The organism is Nocardia paucivorans NBRC 100373, assembly GCF_000308675.1.
GTDB classification, from domain to species: domain Bacteria; phylum Actinomycetota; class Actinomycetes; order Mycobacteriales; family Mycobacteriaceae; genus Nocardia; species Nocardia paucivorans.
This window is the reverse complement of record NZ_BAGE01000121.1, coordinates 1-26,165: the sequence shown is the minus strand read 5'-3', so window position 1 is coordinate 26,165 and position 26,165 is coordinate 1. Positions and strand designations below refer to the sequence as shown.

18 protein-coding genes are annotated in these 26,165 nt (G+C 65.6%); 17 read left to right on the top strand and 1 reads right to left on the bottom strand.

What is annotated here, in order from left to right:
* Positions 1–282: 282 nt before the first annotated feature.
* The gene (locus tag ON32_RS24280; protein WP_157224331.1) at positions 283–1,437 is read right to left on the bottom strand and encodes a hypothetical protein; all 1,155 of its coding nucleotides are present in this window, start codon (positions 1,435–1,437) and stop codon (positions 283–285) included.
* A gap of 210 nt (positions 1,438–1,647) precedes the next feature.
* Here ON32_RS24280 and ON32_RS24275 point away from each other — a divergent pair, with 210 nt between their 5' ends.
* The 17 genes from ON32_RS24275 to ON32_RS24190 all read left to right on the top strand — a co-directional run.
* Complete coding sequence (locus ON32_RS24275) at positions 1,648–2,598, top strand: C40 family peptidase (RefSeq protein WP_040793343.1); 951 nt, start codon at positions 1,648–1,650, stop codon at positions 2,596–2,598.
* A gap of 892 nt (positions 2,599–3,490) precedes the next feature.
* A complete protein-coding gene (gene eccA, locus ON32_RS24270; RefSeq protein WP_040793342.1) occupies positions 3,491–5,248 on the top strand; it encodes a type VII secretion AAA-ATPase EccA in 1,758 nt (585 codons plus the stop codon).
* 130 nt (positions 5,249–5,378) lie between these two features.
* Positions 5,379–6,938, top strand: a complete 1,560-nt coding sequence (gene eccB / locus ON32_RS24265) for a type VII secretion protein EccB (protein WP_245551270.1) — start codon at positions 5,379–5,381, stop codon at positions 6,936–6,938.
* Positions 6,935–10,948: a type VII secretion protein EccCa gene (eccCa, locus tag ON32_RS24260; protein ID WP_051133627.1), complete on the top strand. Its 4,014-nt coding sequence runs from the start codon at positions 6,935–6,937 to the stop codon at positions 10,946–10,948. Before eccB ends, eccCa begins: the two co-directional genes overlap by 4 nt.
* Positions 10,949–11,038: 90 nt before the next feature.
* Entirely contained in the window at positions 11,039–11,362 is a 324-nt protein-coding gene (locus ON32_RS24255; RefSeq protein ID WP_157224330.1) for a hypothetical protein, read from the top strand.
* Positions 11,363–11,398: 36 nt separating this feature from the next.
* Positions 11,399–12,829: a PPE domain-containing protein gene (locus tag ON32_RS24250; RefSeq protein ID WP_083874757.1), complete on the top strand. Its 1,431-nt coding sequence runs from the start codon at positions 11,399–11,401 to the stop codon at positions 12,827–12,829.
* 45 nt (positions 12,830–12,874) lie between these two features.
* Positions 12,875–13,210 (top strand): hypothetical protein, encoded by a 336-nt coding sequence (locus ON32_RS24245; RefSeq protein WP_040793339.1) that lies wholly within the window; start codon positions 12,875–12,877, stop codon positions 13,208–13,210.
* A gap of 78 nt (positions 13,211–13,288) precedes the next feature.
* Positions 13,289–13,606: a WXG100 family type VII secretion target gene (locus tag ON32_RS24240; RefSeq protein ID WP_040793338.1), complete on the top strand. Its 318-nt coding sequence runs from the start codon at positions 13,289–13,291 to the stop codon at positions 13,604–13,606.
* Between the two features lie 81 nt (positions 13,607–13,687).
* The gene (locus ON32_RS24235) at positions 13,688–14,524 is read left to right on the top strand and encodes an ESX secretion-associated protein EspG (protein ID WP_040793337.1); all 837 of its coding nucleotides are present in this window, start codon (positions 13,688–13,690) and stop codon (positions 14,522–14,524) included.
* 28 nt (positions 14,525–14,552) lie between these two features.
* Complete coding sequence (locus ON32_RS29135; RefSeq protein ID WP_157224329.1) at positions 14,553–16,247, top strand: MinD/ParA family ATP-binding protein; 1,695 nt, start codon at positions 14,553–14,555, stop codon at positions 16,245–16,247.
* The gene (gene eccD / locus ON32_RS24220; RefSeq protein WP_040793335.1) at positions 16,244–17,785 is read left to right on the top strand and encodes a type VII secretion integral membrane protein EccD; all 1,542 of its coding nucleotides are present in this window, start codon (positions 16,244–16,246) and stop codon (positions 17,783–17,785) included. The genes ON32_RS29135 and eccD overlap by 4 nt, the downstream gene beginning before the upstream one ends.
* Complete coding sequence (mycP, locus tag ON32_RS24215; RefSeq protein ID WP_040793334.1) at positions 17,785–19,140, top strand: type VII secretion-associated serine protease mycosin; 1,356 nt, start codon at positions 17,785–17,787, stop codon at positions 19,138–19,140. The genes eccD and mycP overlap by 1 nt, the downstream gene beginning before the upstream one ends.
* Positions 19,137–20,855: a type VII secretion protein EccE gene (eccE, locus tag ON32_RS24210; RefSeq protein ID WP_040793333.1), complete on the top strand. Its 1,719-nt coding sequence runs from the start codon at positions 19,137–19,139 to the stop codon at positions 20,853–20,855. Before mycP ends, eccE begins: the two co-directional genes overlap by 4 nt.
* Before the next feature lie 16 nt (positions 20,856–20,871).
* The gene (locus ON32_RS24205; protein WP_040793332.1) at positions 20,872–21,228 is read left to right on the top strand and encodes a helix-turn-helix domain-containing protein; all 357 of its coding nucleotides are present in this window, start codon (positions 20,872–20,874) and stop codon (positions 21,226–21,228) included.
* A 108-nt stretch (positions 21,229–21,336) separates the two neighbouring features.
* Positions 21,337–22,446 (top strand): discoidin domain-containing protein, encoded by a 1,110-nt coding sequence (locus tag ON32_RS28570; protein ID WP_040793331.1) that lies wholly within the window; start codon positions 21,337–21,339, stop codon positions 22,444–22,446.
* A gap of 142 nt (positions 22,447–22,588) precedes the next feature.
* Complete coding sequence (locus tag ON32_RS24195; protein WP_040793330.1) at positions 22,589–23,215, top strand: hypothetical protein; 627 nt, start codon at positions 22,589–22,591, stop codon at positions 23,213–23,215.
* Positions 23,216–23,377: 162 nt separating this feature from the next.
* On the top strand, positions 23,378–26,165 hold a 2,788-nt coding region (locus ON32_RS24190), incomplete at its 3' end, for an NAD-glutamate dehydrogenase domain-containing protein (protein ID WP_174361665.1).

Here is a 26,165-nt window from a genome sequence, read left to right as displayed (position 1 = left end):
GAGATGGAAGCCGTGGGCCACGGGAAGCCGCACGATCGGGGAGTTCCTCGTATCAGGGCGGAGTCGAAGCCCTGAGAGAGTGTCGGTGGTCTTGCGGTCGTGCGCCCGATTTCGATGGTCGAGCAGCGGAAAGGTTGCCCTACGACGCGGCCGCGATATGGCGTAATCCAACCACTCCGATTCCGCTGGTGGCGGCGCAACGGGCTCGAGGTGATCGTTGCCCGATACCGGTATCGGGCAACGGATCGTATCGGCGTGCGGACCGCTGGCTCGACCGCCGTCTCAAACTTGTGCCTGCGGCGCGTTCTGTGGTGTTTCCTGCGGGTTTTGCGGTTCGTTCGCGGGAGGTGTCGGGGCCGGTTGCGTGTTCTGTGGGGCTGCCGTCCCGGCGGGCGGAGCGGTCGGGTCCGTTGGGGGCGGCGCCGGCTGACCGGGCGGAATCTCCTCCTCCGAGTCGTCCTCGTCCTCTTCTTCTTTTTCCTTCAGGTTCTCCAGCAATTCGGGCAATTGAGCGGCCAAGGGCGCTATTGCCATCGGAAGCATGGCGAGCACCGGAAGTAGGGACATGAGACCGCCCCCTGCTCCGGCTCCGCCCATGGCGGCGGGGACCACACCTTGGGTCGTCCCCTGCGCCGAGCCCTGGCCGGTGCCGGTATGGGTCGCGGTGCCCGAGGTGTTCTTCCCGTCGGAATTTCCCTCGTTGCCCGAGCCGGCCATCTTGGAGCTGAGCTCGGCCACCGCGGTGACCTTGTCGTACACCTTCTCCACGGCGGCCGCGACATGGTCCAGGATCTTGGCTTCCTGCGCCGGTTTCAGGTCTCCCTTGCCGAACGCCTCCAACCTGGTATTGAGCAGGTCGACGACATCGAGGATCGCGCGCAGCGTCTGGTCCTGTTCGGCCGCCATCACGATCGACGTGTCGAGGACCTGCTTGTCCATGATGAGCAGGGACGTCTGCCGGGCCTGCACCTTGGCGAGGGTCTCCTGATACAGCTTTGTGCTCTCGCCCTTGCCCAGGTTGTCGTGCACCACCGAGGTCAGCAGGTCGTCGAGTTTGGGGGGCGGGGTGGGCATACCGCGGCCCAGCAGATCCACCGCGGTTTGGATGGCGGCTTCGGCCAAGGCGATATAGGCGGTGACGGCAGGGGCTGCGCCCGGAGGGTGGACGAGCTTGATCGTCCAGTACTTCTCGCCGACGCCGTCGCCCTTTTCGTCGCCCTTTTTCTCGCCCTTTTCGTGGTCGCCTTTCTTGTCGTCGCCGCGACCATCCTTCTGTTCGGCCTTGACGAGATGCACGGCTTCCGGCCCGTCCTCGGGCCCGTGGCGCACTACTTTGATCTCGTGCTCGCCGCCCTGTGCGGTCTCCGGTTCGGGTTTGCCTCCGTCGCGGTGGGGCGCGACCGAACCGTCGGGTGCCTTGGTCGCACCCTTGGTCATCCGCTCGACCATCCGCTGACACCGCCTCCCTCGAATTCCTCATTCATTGTGTTGTCTTCCCGTAAGTGGGAATAGAGCTGGAGCCGTTCACGGTTGGTGCCGGCGCATAGTCGAAACAGCCCGAGCGGGGGAGCGTTCGCCGGGCCGTCGTCAGGTAGGACCCGGGGTCGGAGAGGTAGTCGGTGAGATGAGCGAGAGCGAGTCGGTCGAATGCCCACATTGACCGACGATGTGAATGCCGTGCTGAACGACCTGCTCCGGCTGTATGGCGACGGCCAACCGTCGGAGCGGGCCATGGCCTCGTTGGCCCGGACCATGGCGGCGGATGTCAATCTGCATTCCGGCAAACTGATCCATGGCTACGCGAATCTGCAGGACGCGCACCGGGTGTTGATCGAAACACAGCAGAGCCGGGAAAGCATCGTTCAGAAAGCGGTGGCCGAATCCGGAGCGGGAACCTTGGCCGGACGTGGCACTCTGAACAACCACATCGCGGATCTGCAGGCTCGTCTCCAGGCGATATCCGCGGTGGCCGATACGCGGTTCAGCGGGCCGGCGCTGCTCGAGTCGGCGCAGCGGACGATCACCTCGGCCACCAGGCAGGTCAACGCCGATGTCGACGCGGCCCGGCAACAGGCGACGCGGATCATGCCGCCGGTCGCGCCGGTGGCCCGGAAAGGGCGCGCGCCCGCCACACCGTCACGCCGTCGCCGGCGCAGACGTCGGCCGCACCAGGTGATGGGTCGTTCTCGGCATCGGATGCGGCTGCCATCGAACCGCACCGCGGGCGGTCGTGCCGTCGGCGCCGCCGCCGCCTGGCTCGGCACCCCCTACATCTGGGGTGGTGGTGGGGCGGGCGGGCCCACTGGGGGCGGTTTCGACTGTTCGGGTCTGACGCAGTACGCGATCGCCCAGGCCACCAATGGCGAAGTGATTCTCCCGCGCACCACCTACGAGCAGATCTACGCGGGCCCACGAGTCAGTCCCCGGGACGTGCAGCCGGGTGACCTGGTCTTTCCCGGTAGTTCTTTCAGTTCCCGGGGGCCCGAGCATGTGCAGTTGGCCGCGGGCAACGGGATGGTGATCGAGGCGCCGTATTCCGGTTCGGTGGTGAAGTACTCACCGATGTCGAGCAACTCGGTCGTTGTTCGGGTCCTCTGAGTGATTCTGCTCGGGCATCACCACGACTCGACCCGGTGCGCAACGGGTCCGGCGCCGGGAATGCCCGATGTCGGCGCTCCGACCGCGTATTCCGTAACGAAACGGCGATCGTGACACCGTATGTGGTGGACCGTACTCGTCGATACTTCCGAGCGGGCAGCCCAAGAGCCGCTCGATGTCCAGGGGCGATGGGGGTCGTCTTCGATCGGGATGGTCCGTGCAGCGGTCGACGGGTGGGTCGCTCACCGCGGATATGTCACCGCACGGTGGAGTTCGGGGCGAAGTGTCCGAGAGGCGCGAATGCGCGAATTGTGAGATGAGGGCGACCGATGGCTCGCTGTTTCCATCGGCCGCCACTCGTCGAACCGATCATCAGGATGAGGGAGCTGATGATCTGATGCCGACTATAGCGCTGAATGATGTGCCGTTCAATAGCGGCATAAAATTGGTGATGCGTTGCCCGAAAGGGGTCGGGTTGTGGAGATGGTTGCGGCCCAGCTCGGGGAAGCGTGGCTACTGGGGTCTGGGAGATGTTCCGGAAACAGGGATTTTGTACGGCGGCCGGCAGCCGGATCGCGGTCGACCAGCCGCCGCCAGAGGAAGGGGCATCGATGAGGGGTGGTCATCGACCCGGGGGAAATCTAACACGAAATAGCGTTTCGATCAATAATGGACACTTGGACAGCGTCAAATAGATCCTGTCCCATACGGTGGTCGATCACTCATTCGGCCGCTGAGCGGATACGCTCTCGGTCGAGCGGTAGTGCGACCATGTATCGCCTCATACTCATTCGGCGGTCCTTCCCACACGCGGGAATCGAGGGATCTGCCGGTTGTCGATGTGTGTCATATCGTTCATTTCCAGGCGATATCGGCGGAAGGGAAGTCTGAGGTGTCTGCGGCCGAAGACGCGTTCTACACGGGTGTTCAAAGTCTGGGTTTGGTTGCCGGTGGGGTGCGTAACGAGGAGCATGCCCGTGCGGCCTTCAGGGCCGCCACGGACCTGGATCCGGACATGTGCGATGCCTGGCTGGGACGGGCCATGGCGGGGGATATCAGTTCCGAGGTGATCTACGGGGCGTATCGCTCCGTGCACAACCTGTATCGAGATCAGCAGCGTGCCGGTCTCGTCGACCGGGCCCTGTGGTGTCAGGTCGAGATCGGGGTGTTCGGTCTGCGGGTGGCCATGGCCGACCGCGATCAGATCGCGATCGCCCAGGCCTGCTCCTATGCCGAAGGGGGAGAGTGGCAGGAGGCGGCCGCGATCCTGGAGGAGCTCCGCGGCGACGATGTCGCGGAATTCGTGCGGATGTCGCTGTTCTACCGCACCAAGCGCTGGACGGACGTGCTGACCGCGCGCAATGAGAAACCCGTGCTCGAGGACGGCCTGCTCGATATCGCGGCCGAGTTGATGGCCGCGAGTGCCATGGCGCATCTGGGCCGTTTCGGGGAGGCGCTGCCGCGGGCGCAGCGGATCGTGGAGGACAGCCAGTCCGGCAACCTCTCCTACATCTGGGCCGATGCGCACTACCTGCTCGGCATGATCATGCGGCACAACGGCGACCACGAAGCGGCGGATCGCATCCTCAAGGGCCTACAGGGGTCGGGGCTGTGGCCCGACCGGCCGGAATGGCAGCAGGCGGTGAAGGACAAGAACTTCCGACTGGAGGTCACCACCCCGGCCGTAATCGCCTCGCGCACCGATATCTGGGATCCGAAATCCGGTGACGACCCGGCGGAGGTGGCGGCCTCCGCCGCGAAGGCCGAGCGTGAGGCCCTGTTGGCCGAGGCGTCCGAACTGCTGGAATCGCAGATCGGTATGGACTCGGTGAAAGAGCAGGTCGAGCGGCTCAAGTCCGGTGTGCTCATGGACCAGGTGCGCGCCAAGCGCGGCCTGGCGGTCGACTCCCGGTCCAACCACCTGATCTTCTCCGGGCCGCCCGGCACCGGTAAGACCACCATCGCCCGCGTGATCGCGAAGATCTTCGCCGGCTTGGGCGTGGTCGAGAACGCCGAGGTGATCGAGGCCTCGCGTAACGATCTGGTCGGCACCCACCTCGGACACACAGCGCCGAAGACCAACGCGCTGATCGATTCGGCGCTCGGCGGCGTGCTGTTCATCGACGAGGCGTACACGCTGATCCAGGAGGGTCTGTCCGGTGGTGACGCCTTCGGTAAGGAAGCGGTGGACACGCTGCTGGCCCGAATGGAGAACGACCGCGACAAGCTGGTCGTGATCATCGCCGGATACGAGGAGGAGATCGACCGGTTCCTGGCCTCCAACGACGGTCTGGCGTCGCGTTTCACCAAACGAATTCGGTTCCCCAGCTACGATCCGGACGAACTGGTGCAGATCGCCGACCACATCGCTGGGAAAAAGGACTCCATCCTTTCCGAACAGGCGCGCGAGGTGCTGCGTGAGCGCTGCCAGGAGCTGTCGCGGCAGAGCAAGAACGGTCGCCGGCTCATCGACCTGGCCGGTAACGGCCGGTTCATCCGCAATGTGGTCGAGGCGGCCGAAGCGGAGCGCGACTTCCGGTTCACTCGGGAGAAGGTCGATATCGCGTCGCTGACCAACGAGGAACTGATGACCGTCGACGCCTTCGATATCACCGCTGCGCTGGCCGGTTTGGCGCCCACCACGTCATAGCGGCTCGTAACCTCCCCGACCGAGGGTACCTCCGTTTGCGGGAGATACCCTCGGTCGAGGTTTCGCCGCGGACGGTTGGTTTGTGGCAGGTCGGCGGAAGGGACTTGTACCGGTGGCACGCTTCCGGGTGGTGACCAAACACCAGGTATCGGGTTGGCGGTTCCTGCTGCACCGCATCGAGCACGCATTGGTGCGGCGGGACGCGTCCATGATCGACGACCCGCAGCGCGGTCGATCCACAGCCTTGGCGATCGGTGTGGCGCTGGCGTGTGTCGGGATCGCCGGCGCCGCGGTGCTGGCGTTCTTCAAACCCGCCAAGCCCGTGGGCGATTCGCGAATCGTCGCCGAGAAGGAAACCGGCGCGCTGTATGTGCGGATCGGCGATCGGCTGCATCCGGCGCTGAATTTGACCTCGGCCCGACTCGTGCTGGGGTCGGCGGAGAATCCGCAGCAGGTTTCCCGGGAGGAGATCGGTAAGTATCCGCGGGGTCCGTGGGTGGGTATCCCGGGCGCGCCCGGGCAAATCGTGGACAGTGATGAACGGGATTCGGATTGGACCGTCTGCGATACCGCCAAGACCGGCGCGTCCGCACCGGTGGACCCGCAAACCGGGCTACCGACGCTCAAGTACTCCGCGGTGGATGTCACCGCGATCGGCGGCCCGCTGACCATGGACGACGAGGCGATCCGCGAGCCGGTCGGCCAGGAGGCCCGTCTGCTGCGCGACGACAAGACCACCTGGTTGGTATATCGGGATCCGGAACAAGGCGTGGTGAAGGCCTCGGTCAGCCTGGCGGATTCACCGGTGATGCTGGCGCTGGGCATCGATGCCACCACCAAGGTGGTGGCCGCCTCGAAAGCCCTGATCAATGCGATCCCCGAGGTCACACCGATCCGGGTGCCGGAGGTGCCGGACGCCGGACAGACCGTGAAGTTGAAACCGTCGGTGGATGTGGTGGTCGGTTCCGTCGTCACTGTGGCCTCCCCCGATCGGGGAGCGTTCTACTACCTGGTCTCGAAATCCGGTCTCGTGCGGATCAGTCCGGTCCTGGCGGCAATGGTGCGCAATGCGGATTCCCACGGCGCCGTCACCACGACCACCCTCAGCCCGGATGTCGCCGCCGCGAACCTTAGGCCCGGCGCCTGGCCCGGGACCGCGACCTATCCCACCGAACCGGTGAAGATCGTGGACCCGGTCCAATTCGGCACCACCTGCTACCACTGGTCGAAAAAGGGCGCCGAGCCCGATGCGCACACTCGGCTGCTGGTAGGCCGGCAATTGCCGCTCTCCACCGAAGAGCAACAACGCACCGTCAAACTGGTCACCGCCCCACAGTCCAACGGCACCACGGCCCACTACGCCTACCTGCCGCGGGATACCGGGAAATTCGTGCAGATCACCGGCTCCGAGAAGGGGTCGCCGCTGCGTGAATCGCTGTATTGGATTTCCGACAGCGGGGTTCGCTACGGCATCGCGGTCGAGAGCGGCTCGAAGGGCGGCAACGATCCCACCTTGAGAGCCCTGGCGCTGCGCACACCCGTTCCCGCGCCGTGGAGCATCGTCTCGTTGTTCGCGGTCGGACCCACGCTATCCGTCGAGGACGCCCGAATACAGCACGACGGCATACCGCCGAATCTGTCGGGGATGCCGTTCCGGGTCGATGGTGTACAGCAGAAAGGCACCTCGTGAGCGCGACTCGTCGTTTCGTCCGGCCGGCCCGCATGGTGCGCGGGCCCAAGGCACCGGCCGTCACCGAACTGCGCCTGCAGCCCCCGACCGAGCTGCCGAAACCCGTACCGCCATCCAAGCTCCGGATGATCATGCCGGTCATCATGGTGGCGGCCATGATCGGGATGATGGCCATGATGTTCAGCAGCGGGCGGGCCGTGTCCCCGATGATGATGTTCTTCCCGCTCATGATGGTCGTCTCGATGTTCGGCATGATCGGCGGCGGGATGGGCGGCGGTGGCGGTGGGTCGAACAGCTCCGCCGGACTCAACGAGGAGCGCAAGGATTATCTGCGCAGTATCACCGAGAACCGAAAAACCGTGCACCAGTCCGAAGCGGAGCTGCACGAGTACCTCAACTACACCCATCCCGGTCCGCGGGGGCTCGGCCGGTTGGTCGGTGGGAAACGCATGTGGGAGGTACAGGTCGCCAGTCCGCAGTATCTGCGGGTGCGGGTGGCCCGCGGCCGAATCGCCAATCAGGTCCGGGTGATCGTGCCGGAGGCGGCGCCCACCTCCGATTTGGATCCGGTGGGTGTGGTCGAGCTGACCCGTTTCGCCAAGGCGTATTCGACCGTCGGCGGGATGCCGGTGGCGATCAACCTGCTGTCCGCGCCGCTGGTCGGCTTCGACGGTGATCGAGAGGCCGTGACCGGGCTGGTCCGCGCGATGATCGCCGAGATCGTCGTACTACACGGACCTGACCAGGTGGGGGTGGCGGCCGTGCTCGCGGAACCGGACGCTCCGGAGTGGGCGTGGCTGAAATGGCTGCCGCACACCCAGCATTCCGAGGACACCGACGCCCTCGGTTCTGCCCGAATGGTGTATCGCAGCGTCGCCGAACTCCGGGCGAAGGCATTGGCGCGACTCAACCGCGGCCCGTTCTCCGCCAATAGCGAACCCTCGTTGGACAAAAAGCATTACGTGCTGATCGTCGATCTCGGTGGTGCGTCCACCGAGCGCGATATCTCCGGTATCGATGGCTGCACCTGGTTGCGGCTCGGCCGAGCCGAGCAATCGCTACCGCGTGCCTTGAAGTTCACCGTGGCCGAGGACCGAACGTTGAACGAGGTGACCGCCCGCGGTAAACGTCTGGTGGGTGTCGCCGATTCCATGTCGGTGCCGGAGATGACCGCATTGGCACGACATATCTCCCCGTATCGCCTCTCGACCGTGGTGGAGGCGGTGGCCGCCGAACAGGCGAGTGTCGGCACCTCCTGGGAAGAGATGGTCGGTATCCCCGACCCGGGCAATATCCGGGTCGACCAGCAGTGGCCCCGGCGCCGCGACTCCGACCGCAACCGATTGAACATTCCCTTCGGTCACGACCCCACCGGTCAGGTCGTCTACCTCGATATCAAGGAATCGGCCGAGGACGGTATGGGTCCGCACGGGATGTGTATCGGCGCGACCGGTTCGGGTAAGTCGGAGTTCCTGCGCACCCTGGTGCTGTCGGCCATCGTCGGCCATTCGCCGGACGTGTTGAACCTGTTGCTCGTCGACTTCAAGGGTGGCGCGACATTCCTCGGTTTCGACCGGTTGTCCCACGTGACGGCGGTCGTGACCAATATGGAAGAGGAAGCCGATCTCGTCACTCGTATGGAGGACGTGATCAACGGTGAGATGGCGCGTCGACAGCGCATTCTGCGCGATGCCGGTAATTTCGCCAGCGTCGCCGACTACGAGCGGGCCCGTGAGCAGGGGGCGCAACTCGACCCGCTGCCGACCCTGCTGATCATCCTCGACGAGTTCGCCGAGCTGCTCGAACAACACCCGGGCTTCGCCAAGCTCTTCGTCGCCATCGGGCGACTGGGTCGGTCGCTGCGCATCCACCTGTTGTTGGCCTCGCAGAAGGTGCCGGCGAACCGAATGGGTGAACTCGAGGCGCATCTGTCCTACCGAATCGCCCTGCGGACCAACCAGACCAGTGACTCGCGCGATGCCATCGGCACCGCGGACGCCTATCACCTGCCGAAGAAACCCGGCGCGGGGTATCTGCGGGTGGGAGCTGGTGACCTGCAGCGGTTCCAGGCCGCCTATGTCGGTGCGTCGTATACCCCGCCCGCGCAGAACGCCACCCCCACGGCCCAGCGGGCGCGTCGGACGGGTGGTGGCTACCGACCGCCGCAACCGTTCACCTCGGCCTTCATACCCGAGACGCGTCCGGTGCAGGTCATCGAACCGGAGCGGCCGGAGCCGGAGCAGGAGCCCGAGGGCGAACCTATCACCATTATGGAGACGGTGCTCCAGCAATTCGCGCGGCACGGTCGGCCGGCGCACAAGATGTGGTTGCCGCCCTTGAGCACTCCACCGACCCTCGATCGGTTGGCCCCGGCAGTACAACCGGGCACCTTGCAGATTCCCTGGGCCCTCGTCGACAAACCGCGACAGCAACGCCAGGATGTATGGTCAGTGGATCTGTCGGGCTCCGGCGGGCACGTGGCGGTCATCGGTGGGCCGCAGTCCGGAAAGTCCACGGCGCTACAGACCCTGGTTGTTTCGGCGGCGCTGACGCATACCCCGGAACAGGTCCAGTTCTACTGTCTGGATTTCTCCGGTGGCCTATCCGGGCTGCGGGGGCTGCCGCATGTCGGCTCCGTCGGATCGTCACGTGACGGTGATCGTATCCGTCGGACATTCGCGCTGATCAACAATTTGCTACAGCTACGGCAGAATCTGTTCACCGAGCTCAATATCGACTCGATGCGCGAGTTCCGACGGCGAAGGAATTCACCCGCCGAGTCGGCGGAGCTCAACGCGCGCGGAGATATCCACGGTGACGTCTTCCTGGTCATCGACGGCTGGGACATCGGCTTCGCCCCGAACGGCCCCTACTACGACGACTATTACTCCGCGGTCGAGTCCATTGCGGTGCAGGGCCTCAACTACGGCATCCACCTGGTCGTCAGCAGTTCTCGGTGGGCGGCGATTCGTCCGGCCATCAAAGACCTGATCCAGACTCGGCTGGAAATGCGGTTGGGTGATCTCTCCGATACGGTTTTCACCGCGCACCGTAACGTGGTCGGCGCCATCCCCACGAATCGTCCGGGCCGATGTGTTTCCAGCGATGCGCTGCATATGCTCACGGCATTGCCGCGGTCCGACGGCGACGGAAATCCCGAAACGGCCTCCGCGGGGCTGGCCGCGACGATCGCTCAATTGAGTGAACTCTATGGACAGCGCAGGGCGCCGGAAGTGCGGTTGCTTCCGCACCAGATCTCGATGGCGGAAATCCTCGCCGCCATGCCGCAACCGCGAGGGTTGGCCGAACAGCTGCGCCTTCCCTTCGGGGTGCGCGAATCCGATCTGCGGCCCGCCGTCATCGATTTCGGGGTGTCGCCGCACTTTCTGGTGGTGGGATCGACCGGCTGCGGTAAATCCACGGTTATCGATGCGTTTCTGACGAGTATTACGAAATACTTCAGTCGCGACCAGGCCCGAGTGGTTCTCATCGACTATCGCCGTCGGCATATGGATGTCGTGCCGGAGGAGATGTTGATCGGCTATCTCACCACCAGCAAGGATGTGGCGGATTCGCTTCCGTCGTTCGTCGAGAAGATGCGTAGCCGTCGGGCGCCGGCGGGAGTCACGTCGCAACAGCTGAAAGAACGGTCCTGGTGGAGTGGTCCCGAGATATTCGTCGTTATCGACGACTATCACATGGTTTCGCAGCGTGGGCAGTTGAATCCGCTGGACCCGCTGAAGGACATCATTGTGGACGCCCGTGATACGGGGCTGCACATAATCGCGGCGCGGAATATCGCACAGGCGGATACCGCCATGTACGACAGCGTCATGGGGCAGATCAAGAACCTGAACTGTTCCGGTCTGGTTATGGATGGTACGAAGATGGACGGCATACTGCTGGGCGATGTGCGCCCCACCAAGCAGCCGTTGGGGCGGGGGATTCTCGTGGAACCGTTGCACTCGCGTAAGGACCTGGTGCAGGCCGCTCATATACCCGAGACCTGATCGTACGACTTGCACTCCCAACGTTGGGGATACCTTAGAGTTCTTCTCGTATAACTCGATTCGGGTCGTACCGATCGATTGGAGCCTTCGATGAGTAGTATGCCCACCACTGTCTTTGCCTCCGAGCTGCCCGCTATCGCCGGACAGCTCGGACTGACCCAGACTGCTCTGACCACTGTCCTGACCGAGGCCGCGTGGTTGTCCACGCCGGTCCCGGCCGGCGCCGACGCACCGAGTATGAAAATGTTCAACGCGCTGGCGAGTGCTCGGCCGGGGATCTTCACCGATTCCGTTCGAGGCACTGATCTTCTCAGCCAGGGGGCGGAAGTTCTGGTCCCGGTCAGTATTGATTACACGACCACGGACGGCGCGGGCGGCGGTCAGGTCGCCGGCACCAACGTCTTCCACGTCTGAGACCCAAGGATTCAACGCCGAAGGGTAACGGCTGCCATGTTAGATCCCATAGGGGTATTGGCCACAATCGGCAGGGGCCTCAACTATTTCGCTACCTCGCCGCTGAAGCACCGGCTGGATCTGATGTCCGGCGCCGGTGCTGCCCCGTTGGAACTGGCTGCGAACGGATACCGGGCGATGGCTGCTGGACTCCGTCTGGCAGCCGAAGGATCCGATGGGTCGATGGCGAATATGGAGGTCTCCTGGCAAGGAGAGGCCGGAGACAAGGCCCGTATGGCCTTTCGGCGCCACGCCAACTGGTTGCGGGAACAGGCGATGGTCGCCGATGAGATGGCGAAGATCGCCGATAGCGGGGCGGCTGCATACCGTGCCGCTGATGCCGGCGTTCCTCCGCTGGCCGCGATACTGGCGAACATAGCGCGTCGGGCGGCATTGGGGTCGGCGGTGGCAGTCGGTGGGCCGACACTCGGGCTCGCGGCCACGGCGGCATACGCCGCGGCCGAGGCCGAGTGGCTCGCCATGCAGATGCAGGCCGGTGTGGCCATGAGCGCCTACGACGCCGCCACGGAGACATTGGCGGCCGCTATACCCAACTCGGTGCCCCCACCGCCGATAACCACAGGGCCCGGTGGTGAGACGGTGTCGGTCACGAACAACAACACCCTTCTCACCACGACGACTCCCAAGAACCCGACGAACAACCCGGTCACCAAACAGATTGTCGGGGACAGGAGCGGACCGACCGGTAAACCCGGTGGCGACATTACCGATCCCGGAAAGTCCGTTTCCGACCCCTCCGGGCCGACGACATCCGAGGCGGGCTCCTCTGTGTCGGATGCCGTATCGGACGCCGTGCAGTCGGCCGGGAGCACCGATCCGGGGCTGAACGAGCTGGAACAAGCAATGCAGCCGTTCGACCAGGTGTTACCGGATGGCGGTTACGGCGGTTACGGCAACGAGGGAGTCGAGGGATACGACCTGCTGGGGCAGGAACATCTGCTCGGCACCTCACCCTACTCCACCACCCTCATGGGGCTCACCGGTGGGACGGGCAGCCTGGTCGCTCTCGGGATGGTCAACGGTGGGCTGGGGAATATGTCGGGTGCAGCCACCGGATTCCGGATGCCACCCAATTGGAATCTCGGTTCCGGCACCGCGTTCGGTGCGGGAACGGGTGTGCCCGCCGGTACCCCGGCGGGTAGCAGCGCACCGCGGCGGGGTGTCAGCGCACCCACCGCACGGATGCGGCGTCGCCGCAAGGATGAGGAGAGCAACAAACCGTCAAAGGTATTCGTTCCAGGCGAAGCGCATGACGTGCCGGTGCTCGAACGGCCGCCGGCTATCGGGGTCATCGAATACGACGATGACGATCGGTGGGAGGACGAAGCACGCGAGGATGTGCTCGTCGGCGTGCTCGATCGTTTCGACGAAGAGAACGATCCCGCTCTATCAGAACGTCCCCGGTAGTACAGCCGGGGCAAAAGCCGAGACCAACCGGGAAAGGAAGAACCCATGGCAAGCTTGAATGGTGATACTACCCAGATCGTCTCAGTCGCGGACTACGCGGTTGCGGTCCAGGGTGAGTACGAGGGTTACCTGCGGGCATGGAATAACACCAAGGACGAAATGGCGGCCTATGTGCAGAGCCACGGCCTGGGTAACGCCATCCAGGACACGATGGCGAATGCCCATGTGAAGGGCACCGCCATCGTGAAGAAGATGGACGAGATCCTTCAGGTGATGAAGGACTCGGGTGTCAAGTTCAGCAATGTCAACCTCGATGCCGCCCAGCAGGTTCGCGCGACCTCGCTCGGTAACAACGGCTCCATCGACACCGGAACCTGGTGACCGGACCGACGGTCCACGGCGATCACCGCCAAGCGCACATTTCGAACACAAACCTCTGAAGAGAAGGATTGATCCACCATGGCACTTGGGGCCGACGGCATTCACGTAAATTACCAGGGCGTCGATGGCAGCAATCTGACCATCAACGGCATCCTTTCCGCCTTCGATGGGAGCAACAGCCACCTGCAGAGCCTGTTCAAGCCGCTCAAGGAATCGTTCACCGGTGACGCGGCCGATATCGGCGTGCCGCTGGTGAACCAGCTCGAGCAGGATCTGGTGGAGTTCAAGGACGCACTCAACCAGGTGCGGGCAGCGATCGAGGCCACCGGTGGTAGCGCGGGTATGGTCAAGGACACCGACAAGGCCCAGGCCGCCCGCTTCCTTGCCATCGGCTAGTTCTCGGACGGTCCTCGGCTGCTCCCACGGGTTGCCTGCGGCGCGGCCGAGGAGTTTCGAAACTACGTTGTTGGGGAATGAGTGGAGACCGACCCGGTTGCTGTCGATCTGAATGTCGATGCCGCCCTTGTCCTGCAGGACATGGTCGGCATCGACTCATATCCGCAGGTATTGGCTTTGATGCCGAATATCTTCGACGAGGAGGATGCCCGACGGGTGCGCGCCGTCGTGCAGGAGCAACTCACGGAGGCCGGCATCATCGACGGCGATCTCGTCCACCCTCGGATCGCCGAATGGCTGCGTTGCCTGGAGCGTCCGGATGTGGAGCTAGAGGCTCGCCTGATCGACCACAGCGAGGACGCGGACAATCCGAACGTGCTGCGGATGTCGCTGGTGCGCCAGGGAACCAACCATGTGATGGCCGTGCGCTGCGACGACTATGTCGTCGTTCAGAAAGTCTTCCACGAGGGTAGGAGCCTGGACATCCTCAGTGCGGCACTGCGCTCCGCGCTGGGCTCGGCTCGGGCATTGCAGTTCGAGCCGTTTTCGACCACCGTGGATCAGCTGGCCGATCTGCCGACGGATCTCGACGAATGCCGGAGGGTACTCAAGGAACTGGGCGCGGTGCCACATACCGCGAATGTGCTCACCAGGGTTACCGAGGAGGTGCTCCGTAGGGGGGAGGTGCTCATGACCGAGCACCGTGATGGAGGGTCGGGGGCTTTTCGGACTCCCTCCGGGGTCGGGATTCTGGATACGCTGTCAGGGCGGTTGATCACCACGCCGAGTATGGCGATGGACGGTCAACTGTGGTCGACGTATCGGCCGGGCGACGACGCCGCGATACACGCGGGAGTCGTCGCCCTGACCGAGTTGTTGCCCAGCCACAGCTGGTTCGACAGCTCGCGTACGGCCTGACGTCCCAGTTTGCGAGAGGACGACGGATATGAACCGAGCACCTATCACGAACGGCCATTCGCCCGCCACGGCATTGGTGACGGGCGGCTACGATGCCTATTTCGCGCAGGTGGAGGAAAGTTCGGACGCCACCGGCGCGAGTCCCGGCGAGCACGGTTCACCCGCGACCACCGGCGTGCAGGCGCCGAAGGAGAGCGGGGTCCCCCCATCGAGGCAGGAGAGTACGTCGTCCACACCGGAAAATGGTGCGCCCCGCCCTGACGAGCGGGGCTCTTCGGCGGTATCGACCGCCGGTTCGGGCGGTGATCCGGCGGCCGGAACATCGGCCGTCACGCCGCCCGCGACGCCGGGTGCGCCCCCGTCCGCGCCCCCGTCGGCCGAACAGTCCACGCAGCAGTCCACGCAATGGAATGCGCCGCCGCCCCCGTCGGGGCCCACCACCGTGCAGGGGCCCCAGTCGAGCAGGCCGGACCAGGCCGGTTATGCGGCGCCCGGCCCGGCCCGACCCGACGCATTCGCCGGGCCCGGAGGGCAGGCGAACGCCCAGCAGGGCCCCGCGACCCACGCCGGCCCTTCGGCCGCGCAGCCCAACGCCCAAGGGCAGGCGACACCCAACACCGGTCAGGGATCTGCGACGGGACAGCCTTCGTACCCGTATCAGGCCGCCACACCCGGTGCCCAGCCGAGCTCGGGCGGTTCCGTGTCGCGGGTCCCCGACCGGGTCGCCCGCGGCGGTTACGACACACCGCGGGTGGAGATCCTGCCGCCCGCGTTGGCCTCCCCGGAGATGTTGGCCGATATCACCGCGGTCCGGCAGGTGCATCTGCGCTCCAATGCGGGTGTGCGCGGCGCGCTGAACAAGGTCGGATTCAACTTCGGGCTCTCGCCGGCCGAGCAGCGCGCCGAAGAGCGGCGCAACCGGATTCGTCGCCAGCTCACCGCCCCGTACCAGATCGCGGTGCTCAGTGTGAAGGGCGGTGTGGGGCGTACCACCGTCACCGCGGCGCTCGGGTCGGTGTTCGCCAAACTACGCCCCGACCGGGTGGCCGCCGTGGACGCCAATCCGGACTTCGGTGATCTGGCCACGCGCACGGCGCGCCACCCCTACGGACTGACGCTGCGAGACCTGGCCCAGGCGACCCAACGTCTGGACTCCTTCTCCGCGGTACACGCCTATACCTCCGTCAACACCGCCGACCTCGCGGTGATCGCTTCACCGTGGACCACCGACGCCTCCCAGGCGCTCACAGGTGACGAGTACAGCGTCGGTGTTGATATCCTGCGTCGCCACTACAACCTGTTGATCGTGGACTGCGGTACCGGTGTGCTGGACTCGGCCACCAATATGGTGCTGCGCACCAGCGACGCCGTCGTGGTGGTCACCCCGGCCACCGTCGGCGGGGTGACCGGTGCGGTGGCCACGTTGAACTGGTTGAGTTCACATGGTTTCGACCATTTGATCGTGGCCTCGGTGGTGGCGATCGTGCAGCAGCATCCGGTCAAACCCACCGTGGAGGTCTCCGCGATCGAGAAGCTCTTCGCGACCGCGCAGCGACCCACCTGTCATATACCGTTCGATCCGCATTTGGCGGAGGGAGGCGAGATCGACTTGCGCCTACTCGACAAGGAGACACGGTTGGCGTTCGAAGAGCTCGCCGCCGGTCTCGCGGATGATTTCCCGGGCTACACGGCCACCCCGAGTGATAACGGGGGTCGTCTATGACGACCGCCCAGGCCGCGCGGCCACCGTCGGTGGGCGGCGCGACGGCCTCGGCGGAGGTCGCGCGGGCGCGCGTGGCGGTGTTGGTCGCCAGTTACCAGGTCGATGTGGTGGTGCCCACCAAGTTCACGATCGAGACATTCATCGACGATCTGTTGGCGGTCCTGGCCACGGCAATCAACGACGAGAATGTCGACTTCACCCCACCCAGCGGACAGTGGAGTCTGGCCCGGCCCGGGGAACAGCCGATGCCGCGCTGGCGCAGCCTCGACGATCACGACATCGTCGACGGCACCGTGCTGATGCTCGCCCCGGTGGAATCGGCCGAGGTCTTCACCCCGGTGGTGGAGGACATCACCGACGCGCTCGCCCTGATCAACGAACGGGAGTTCGCCGAGTTCGACAGCGACACCGCCGCGGTGACGGGCCTGTGCGTATTGGGTACCGGCACGGTGGCGATCGCCACCCTGCTGTCGTGGATGTGGACGCAGACCGCCTCGCTGGTGTGGTGCGCGTTACCGGCGCTGCTGCTCGGTGCCGTGTGTTGGGGTGCCGCTGTCGTGGCGCGCAATCGTGGTGCCGCGCCGCGGGTGTCGCTGGGGCTGGCCCTGGCGGCCATTCCGCTGCTGTTCGCCGGGAGCGCCATGGTGGTGCCGCCGCCCTATGGTGAGCCGGGGCCGTTGGGGCCGGCGAATATCGTCGCGGGGGCGGTGGTCGCCGCGGTGGCGGCGGCCGCCATGATGCGGGTGACCGGGCAGGGAATCGCAGTGCTGATGACGGTGACCGTGCTCGGCATCATGGTGACCCTCGTGGTGCTGCCGCTGGCCTATGTGGATCTGATGGTTCGACAGGTTGCCGGCGGTGCCGTGTTCATCGGACTGGTGCTGTTGACCTTGGCGCCCCGAATCGCGGTGGCGATCGCCAGGATCCGACCGCCCGATCTGCCCGACCCCGGTAACGAGGTCAATCCGGCGACCCTGACCGATATCTTCGATGCGGAGACCGCCAGGGACGTCGATCTGGATGCCGAGGAGTCCGCCGCCGCCGAACGACAGCGGCAGCGCCGCGAAGTCGGTATCGAAAGCCGCGCCCGGCTCGCGGTCACCAGTCTGCGTGGGCTGATCTCCGCGATCACGGCGTTGTTGTCGATTGCCACGGTGATCTGTGCCGCGGTGAGCCCCGGCGGGATCAGGGAGATCGTCATGGCCGCCGCGGTGGCCGGCGTTCTGGCGATGCGTTCTCGGTGGTACCCGGACCGGGTGCAGGCGATCGCACTGGTCACGGGCTCGGCCATTGTGGTGCTCGGCACGGCCGCCGTGCTCGTGGGGGCCTACGGCAGTGCGTTCGCGCAGTTGTCGGTCGTGCTCGTGGTGGCGGTCATCGCCTGCTGCGCGTGTGTCGCGGCGCTGAGGTTGCCGGGAAAGCGACTGACGCCGGTGACGCGCCGGGTGATCGACCTGATCGAGTACGCACTCATTCTCATCGTGCCGGTACTCACGTTCTGGATCATGGGTATCTACACCGCAATGCGAGGGATCTGATGATTCTCGGCAGGGCCGCGGTCGCGGCGCTGGCCGGTCTGGTGTTGTTCACCGGCGCAGCGCAGGCGAACGCCCTGGTTCCCCCGGAGGTGGTGGTCGGGGCTCCGCCTCCGGACGGTCCTCCGGGACCGGAGCTGCCCACCAAACAGGAGAAGGGCTGTCTGGCAGCGGGGGTGTTGAAGGACAGCGATCTGAGCCGGGTGCCGCCGGCGGAACTGGCCCTCGATCTGGAGCGAGCGCGGGCGTTGAGCCGTGGTGCGGGGGTGACGGTCGCGGTGGTCGATACAGGGGTTTCCCCGAACCCGCGGTTGCCGAACCTGAGCGGGGGCGGCGACTATGTCGCGGCAGGTGGGGACGGGTTGGCCGACTGCGATGCCCACGGCACGCTGGTCGCCGGGATCATCGGGGCCACCGCCGACCCGGCCGACGGTTTCACCGGGGTGGCACCGGACGCGCGCATCATCTCGATCCGCTACCGCTCGGAGGCGTTCCGAATCGAGCGGCCGCCGTCCAACCAGGTGGAGCAGCTGGCCATCCAGATCCGGACCTTGGCCCGGGCGATCACCCACGCGGCGAATCTGGGCGCCGGGGTGATCGTGGTACCCATCCCGATCTGTGTGGCCGTCCGGGACGGGGTGGATCAGGCCGAACTGTCCGCTGCCATCGGATACGCGGTACGGGTGCGTGGTGCGTTGGTCGTTGCGGGGGCGGGCAACACCAACAGCCATGGATGTCAGCAGAATCCGCCCATCGACGCCGGGCGCCCGGGTGACCCGCGGAACTGGCGCGATGTGGCCACCATTTCCACACCCGGGTGGTTCACCCCGGAAGTTCTCACCGTGGGATTCACGACCGCCAACGGGACGCCTTCCACGGAGTCGTTGGCCGGTCCCTGGGTGACGGTGGCGGCTCCGGGGACCAGTATCGAATCGCTCGGCCCCGGCGGTGGTGGTCTCATCAACGGTGTCGGCGCGCCGGACAAACTGGCCCCGGTCGGCGGCTCCTCGTTCGCCGCGGCGTATGTCGCCGGTGTCGCCGCCATGTTGCGTTCCCGCTTCCCCAACGAGACACCAGGCGATATCGCCGCCCGACTACAGGCCAGCGCGCACGCTCCGGCCCGGGGAGTCGACAATTCCGTCGGGGCGGGTGTGATCGATCCGTTGGCGGCACTGAGCTATCGCACCCCGCCCGAACCGCCGAAAGGGCTGTTCCAGGCCGGTGACCTCGAGATACCTCCGCCGCCACGAGCCAGGGATCAACGCCCGGGCATCATGGCCGCGATCGTGATCGCCGCCGCGGTGCTGGTCGGCATCGGGGCGACCTATGGAGCAGGCGCGCTGCGGAGGTCGCGGTGAATGTGGCGAGCCGTCGGGTCGCGGGTGTGGAACGCGGTCCGTTCGCATGTGCCGTGGTCGGAGGAAGCGTGATCGTGGCGGAGCTGAGTGCGCACACGCCGTTCTGGGTCGGGGCTCTGGTCATGGTGGCGGTGCTGTTGACGGTGACCGTGCGGTTCCGTGGCCGAACGGCGGCGCGCTGGTGCCTGGACTGGCTCGACTTCCGGTTCGGGCGGGCCGACCGGATCGCTGAGTTGGTTCGACCCGCGCAGGTGCGTGAGGTGGAGGTGGCCTCGGGTGCCTGTGGGATCCGGTCCGATGGCGATGTTCTGGTCGCCATGATCCAGCTCGCGCCCAATCTGGACCTACCCACGGTTATCGCCGAGCAGACGGTCTACACCGAGGACACGATTCCGGTGGATCTATTGCTGCCGATGCTCGACCAGTACGGACTCTCTGTCGATATCGATATCGTCACCACCGGCCAACGGGTTCGGTCCGCGGGCAGCTACAGCATGCTCTACGACCAGTTGATCGGACCGAATCCGGTGGTCGGCAACCGGTTGACCTGGTTGGTGGTCCGGTTGGACCAGGAGCGCAACCTGTCGGTGCTGTCTCGGCGTGGTCCGTGCGAGGTGGTCGCGCCCAAGGCGTTGGCCACCGCGGCGCACCGTATCGCCGGGCGGTTGCGGGAACGTGGTATCTCCGCCCACGCCCTGCCCGCCGAGGCGCTGGCCGATGCCACGCGGATGCTACATGCCGGTATCGAATTGGGCGATGTGCAGGAGGGGTGGCAGAGTCTGCACACCTCGGTGCCGGGGCGTTTCGTCACCAGTTTCGGTATCGACTGGTCCGAACTCGACGATATCGGCCTCGACGACTGCTGGACCTGGAACAACGGACGTACCACGCTGGTGGTGAGCCTGTCCGCGGTGGATTCCGGGCCGCGCGCCATGGTGCGTTATGTGGGGCCGGCCATGGCGGATGTGCTTCCGGACTACCTACGCCCCCTGCCCGGGCGGCAGTTGACGGCCTTGATGGCAACGCTGCCGACCGGAACCTCGGTGCGGGCCCTGGCGCAGGACGAGAGGGCCGTTGAGCCCGCCCCCACGGAAGAGGCGGCCGGGATCAGCGTCGCCATCGGGCCGAACGGCCAGATCCTGGGTGCCATCAGCGGTCAGCCGCGCCATCGGCTTGCGCTGCCGTTGTTCGATCCGGCCCGCTACAACCCGCGGCGGCGCAGTATCGATGTGCACACGTCATTGCCGGTGGCCCAGCAGATCATTCTGCGGGCCACCGTGGTGGGCGCCGATATCGAGGTACACACCAACCGGCCACAACGATGGCAGCACCTGGTCAGTGCGGTCGGCGATCCGCGGTCGCTACGTCTGGCGGACGGTCCGGACAGCGGACAGGCCGATGCGGAGCCCAACAACGCCACAATCGTCGTCTTCGACCAGATACCACCGCATGCGTCCTCGGCGCAGACGACGGTTTCCATCAACGATCCGGGAGCACGTCGGCGACGGGCGGTCGATTTGGTGATCGAACAGGTCAGCGACAGCGCTGTGGAGGTGAACATACCTATGCGTACGGTACGGGTGAATCTCATCGAGCCGCGTGGCGAGACCCGCTATCTCGACTTCGGAGAGCAGCAGTCACCGGTGTCCGCGCCACCGACCGGGGTCATGCCGACAGTTCCCGTTTCCCGACCGGTTGGGCGTCGTGTCATCTGACTCGGGTGGGACGGTAGTGTCCTTGAACGTGGTAGCGGAGGATTCTCAGCCGGACGGCGGCAATTTCCCCACCCCCGAAGGAGGGGACGAGTTGACCCCGCGGCAGGCGGCGGCGGCGATCTTTTCCAGTCGACTATCGGAGTTGATCGCCGAATCGGTCGTCTCCACGGAGGACGGAGCGACCCGCTCGCTTACGCTGTACTCGCTTGCGCAACATCTGGAGCTCGCATACCCGGATGTGCCGGTCTCGCAGTCGGGGCTGTATCGGCTCATCCACGGGGACGCGATTCCACGGCTCGACCTGATCATTGCGCTGGCGCGGGTGTTCGACGTCCCACCGGAATACTTCGTCACCGACACGAAGCGAAGCTGATCGGATACGAAGCGAAGCCGATCGCGAGCGTCCGGGCCGCCCGCGCTGTTCTCCCCAGCGGGAATAGCGCCGGTCGGCGCGGGTTCGGGAAGTCGATAGCATTCGGCCATGCCCGATGCAGACCCGGGAGACGTGTTTCTGCGACATCGCGGTGCGATTCTGGACGCCCTGCTGTCGGACCCCCACTTCGGGCAGACCGCTGTCGAAGACGCGCAGACCGAGACCTCGAACGACGTTCCGGTCATCGGGGTCGACGAGTCGTTGCTCGGAGCACTGCGACCGGTCCCGGACCCGGAACCGGAACGAGAGCCGGAGTCGGAGGTCGAGTCCGCCGTAGTGGGCGCGGCCCCCGCCGAACGCAAGTCGCGGCGGTCGTCGTCCGGGCTCTCCTCGAGTGATCGGATCAACGCTCTGCTCAGTGGGCAGCCACTCGCTCCCACTCCCGAGGTGCCCGACTACGCCGCGGCCGCGGCCGAGCGGATCAACCGGGAGGCGCAATCCGACCAGGAGGCCGCCGAGCAGGCTGTGACGCGGGAATCCGGTGAGCGTCCGGCCGATAGGCGGCCTTCCCCGCAACAGATCGCCCAAGAGGTGGCCACCCAGCTGCGCAAGCCACGGGTGGCATTGACGGTGGCGGCGGTCGTGGCCGTGCTGATCGTGATTCTGCTGGTGTTGACCAGTGGTAAAGGTGACGAGGACACTCGTCCGCTGGCGGTTGCGCCGGCACCTGCCACCCCGACCCAGTCGGCGCCCGCCGATACCGATGTCAGCGGCACCATCGAGGTGGAGTCCGCGGAGGCGAAGTGCCCACCGGGAAGCACCGACGGAATGGACGCCTTCTCGGGGGAACCGGACAAGGCATGGTCGTGTGTGCGGGCCTACAAGGTGGACGGCCAGGTTCTGCGTATCGACCTCGGCAAGGAATACAAGGTGGATTCCATCGGTATCGTCCCGGGGTGGGATTACGTCAATAGCGACGGCACCGATCAGTGGACGAAATACCGTACCGTGAGCCGGGTTTCGTACCGATTCGACAACAAGGACAAGACCACCTACACCCAGGAGACGCTCGATCAGCGGTCGTTGGTCGTCACCAGGATCGAGCCTCCGATCACCGCCTCGGAAATCGTGCTCACCGTGCTGAAATCCAATGGCGAGTCGGCCGAGAACGCGGTCGCGATCTCGTCGATCGTGATCACCGGGAAAGAGAGCAAGTAACGGTGGTGCTGTCGTGTCGGGCGTGACCTGCCAGTATTGTGGCCATCCCGCGGGGGACGCCGGGGCCACTTGCGCGCATTGTGGTGCGCCGCTGCCGGATCGGGCATCCGCCGCGCCCACCGCGGTCGCATATCCGACGCCGGTGGTTTCGGCGCCGACGCAGACCGATGTTCGGCCGAAACAACCCGAAACCCTGCTCGGTACGATCCGTTCGCGTTTGGTGCCGGAGGCGGAATCCGCTGTTCGGCATCATCATCCCAAGTGGCAGTGGAACGCGGCGTTCGCCGTCTTGGGATTGGCCTTGGTGCTGCTGGTCTTTTTCATGATGCGGTCCTGTTCGCTGCCGCCGCCGACGGCGATGACCGGTCCGGGTGGGCTCGGTCCGGTCGGCGCGAACGACGGTGGTGCGGCGGCATTGCCGGGTCCGTTGCGTACCGCGAGTTGTCGGTCGCAGGGCGAGGGAACGAATATCGAACGCTGTGTGATCGATGCGGGAGATCCATTGCTTTTCGGCGGGATCACCGGTGGTCGGGCGTTGACGTTCCAGGTGCAGCGAGTGCAGCCGGGGCAACTTACCCAAACGATTCAACAATGGCGGACCGCGGGGGGTACCGTTGTCGCGGACGGCGAGGTGTTCGCGGCCATCAGCGCGTCGTCGGCGGTATTGTTCGCCGATACCGCCTCGGGATTGCGTGTGGACACCGGATCGTTCACCGATCGTGCCGGGGCGCAGACCTTTCTGGTCCGGTCGGGTCTACTACAGCAATGACGTACCGTCCGGTCGGTGAGGTGATACCTGGTGACGCGCGTATAGAGTTTGCTCACATTTAACGTACCGCTATACAGCGGCACGTTAAGCGCGTACAGTAAGCCGGGGGTGGAAAACCCGGGGGGATGAGAAAAAACGGATGTGGGAAGGCGCGGATCCACGGTGACGACAACACAGGGCACGGTTTCGCAGCAGCGGTTCCGGAACGAGCCAAGCGATCTGGAGGCGGCGTACTTTCGCTGGAGCCACTCGGATTCGTCCACGCTGACGATCACCGATCGAGCCGAACACATCCTCCACTACCATCTCGAACTCGCCGCCACCCGAGCACCCGGGACGGTGTCGACCCGCGTCTATCGCGCCAATGACGGGTGCGGTCTCGGTGTCGCATTACAGATAGTCAATGACGATATGCCGCTGCTGGTCGATTCGGTGACCTCCACGCTGAATCGGTTGGGTGCCACCGTGTCCGAGGTCGTGCACCCGGTCTTCGATGTGGTGCGCGACGAGCAGGGCCGGCTGCTGGAGATCGCGCCGCGTGACGGCGACGATCACGACTCCGAATCCGGCCACCGCGTGCTGACGGAGTCGTGGATTCATGTGCAGCTGGCCCCGACCGTCACCGACGAGGTACTCGATCGGGTGGAACGGGATCTGCCGCAGTTGCTCGACGAATTGCGTGTGGTCGACGAGGACACTCCGGCCATGGTCGGCGCGCTGGTCACCGTGGCCAAACGCCTCGACCGCGCGGCCGCGCAGCGCGACGACAGCGAGATCGCCGAATGCGCCGACCTGCTGCGTTGGCTGGCCGATGGGCACTTCACCGTGCTCGGCTACAGCGACTACCGCCTGCGCCGGACCGCACCGACACCGGACGCGGAACTGGCCCTGTGGCCGGTGCCCGGCACCGGGCTCGGTGTGCTGCGCGACGGTTCGAAGGCCGAGATCGAGGTACCCGTTCTCGGTGCGAAACGTCCGGTGCTGCGGCTGATCAGCGGATCGGCGGATTCGCTGATTCCCGGTTCGTCGAACCTGTATTTCGTGAGTGTCGCCGAGTACGCCGATACCGAGGCGGGCGGGCCGGGCGCCGCGGGCGCCACCGTCGCGAATGTTCGCGGTGAGCACGTTTTCGTGGGCACACTCGCGGTGACCGCGCTGCACGAGAACATCCTCGACATTCCGGTGATCGCGCGCCGCGTGCACCAGGTGATCGAATGGGCGGGTTTCGATCTGAACTCGTTCTCCGGGCAGAACATGCTCGAGGTGATGCAGAGTTTCCCGCGCGCGGAGCTGTTCTCCGCCGATGCGCGGCGGCTGTTCGAGACCGTGTCGTCGGTGATGAACCTGGGGCTGCGTCGACAGATCCGGTTGTTCCTGCGCCAGGATGCGCGCAGCGGAGCGGTCTACTGCCTGGTCTACATGCCCAACGACCGCTACTCGAGTCAGGTGCGGTTGCGGATGCAGGACATCCTGCTGGCCGAATTCGGTGGTGATCGGATCGGCTATTCCGCTCGGGTCACCGAATCCGAACTCGCCGTGGTGTACTTCACGGTCTATCGGTCCCCGGAGGCGGGACCGGCGGATATCTCCGACGAGAACCGGGATCGCATCCAGGGGCTGCTCTTTGCCACCACGCGCTCCTGGTCCGACCGGTTGGTGGCCGCGGCCGCGGGAGTTCCCGGAATTTCCCGCAGCGCGGTCACCGACTACGCGGCCGCCTTCCCGGCGAGTTACCAGCAGGAATTCGAACCCGACCGGGCGCTGGCCGAGTTGCGCCGACTGGACCGGCTCGCCGACGGCGATATCGATACGGTGCTCTACCGGGACTCGGACGCACCCGCCGGCGAGTGGCGGTTCGCCCTCTATGTCGCCGGGGAAGGGGTTTCGCTGAGTCGGGTGCTTCCCGTCCTGCACAGCCTCGGGGTGGAGGTCGTCGACGAGCGGCCGTATCTGCTGGTGCTGGCGGACGGTCGGCAGCGGTGGATCTACGATTTCGCGTTGCGGGTGCCGCCCACGGTGCTGCGTGACGCGCTGGACGCCGATATGGAAGCCGACCTCGGGGATGTGGTCGGTAACCGGACGGGTGTCGACGAGGCATCCGCCGGGGCGGGTATCGCCGCCAGGTTCCAGGATGCCGTCGCGGCCATGTGGTTCGGTCGGGCCGAGGTGGACGGACTCAACGAACTGGTTCTGCGCGCCGGACTGCACTGGCGGCAGATCGTGATGCTGCGGGCCTATGCGAAATATCTGAAGCAGGCCGGTTTCGCCTACGGTATCGCCGGTATCACCCGGGTACTGTTGGCCAATCCGGTGATGTCGCGCGGTTTCGTCGAACTGTTCGAGGCGTATTTCGATCCGGAGGTGGCCGAGACCGCGACCGAACGGGCGGAAGAGACCTCCCGCCGGCTCACCGCCGAAATCGATGCGGTGGTCGGCCTCGAGACCGACCGGGTGCTGCGCGCGGTGCTCGAGCTGATCTCGGCCACCTTGCGCACCAACTACTTCCGCCGCGATGCGGACGGAAACCCGCCGGCGCATCTGTCGTTCAAATTCGATTCGCAGGCCATCGCGCTGCTGCCGCAGCCGCGGCCGCGGTATGAGATCTTCGTGTATTCGCCGCGGGTGGAGGGTGTGCATCTGCGGTTCGGTGCGGTGGCGCGGGGTGGTTTGCGCTGGTCGGATCGGTTGGAGGATTTCCGGACCGAGATCTTGGGTCTGGTGAAGGCTCAGGCGGTGAAGAACGCGGTGATCGTGCCGGTCGGCGCCAAGGGTGGTTTCGTGGTGAAACAGCCTCCGGCGGCGACGGGCGACGCGATGGCGGATCGGCAGGCGTTGCAGGCCGAAGGGATCTCGTGCTACCGCACCTTCATCTCCGGGCTCCTCGACGTCACCGACAATGTGGACCGCGCGACCGGGGCCGTGCTGCCGCCGGAGCGGGTGGTGCGTCGGG

Excerpts from the sequence above, each read along its gene's own strand:
- ON32_RS29135 (WP_157224329.1), top strand. The coding sequence starts at position 14,553 with ATGAACCGAGCACCTATCACGAACGGCCATTCGCCCGCCACGGCATTG.
- ON32_RS24255 (WP_157224330.1), top strand. The coding sequence starts at position 11,039 with ATGAGTAGTATGCCCACCACTGTCTTTGCCTCCGAGCTGCCCGCTATC.
- ON32_RS24280 (WP_157224331.1), bottom strand. The coding sequence starts at position 1,437 with ATGACCAAGGGTGCGACCAAGGCACCCGACGGTTCGGTCGCGCCCCAC.
- ON32_RS28570 (WP_040793331.1), top strand. The coding sequence starts at position 21,337 with ATGCCCGATGCAGACCCGGGAGACGTGTTTCTGCGACATCGCGGTGCG.
- ON32_RS24275 (WP_040793343.1), top strand. The coding sequence starts at position 1,648 with ATGCCCACATTGACCGACGATGTGAATGCCGTGCTGAACGACCTGCTC.
- mycP (WP_040793334.1), top strand. The coding sequence starts at position 17,785 with ATGATTCTCGGCAGGGCCGCGGTCGCGGCGCTGGCCGGTCTGGTGTTG.
- eccD (WP_040793335.1), top strand. The coding sequence starts at position 16,244 with ATGACGACCGCCCAGGCCGCGCGGCCACCGTCGGTGGGCGGCGCGACG.
- ON32_RS24240 (WP_040793338.1), top strand. The coding sequence starts at position 13,289 with ATGGCACTTGGGGCCGACGGCATTCACGTAAATTACCAGGGCGTCGAT.
- ON32_RS24250 (WP_083874757.1), top strand. The coding sequence starts at position 11,399 with ATGTTAGATCCCATAGGGGTATTGGCCACAATCGGCAGGGGCCTCAAC.
- ON32_RS24245 (WP_040793339.1), top strand. The coding sequence starts at position 12,875 with ATGGCAAGCTTGAATGGTGATACTACCCAGATCGTCTCAGTCGCGGAC.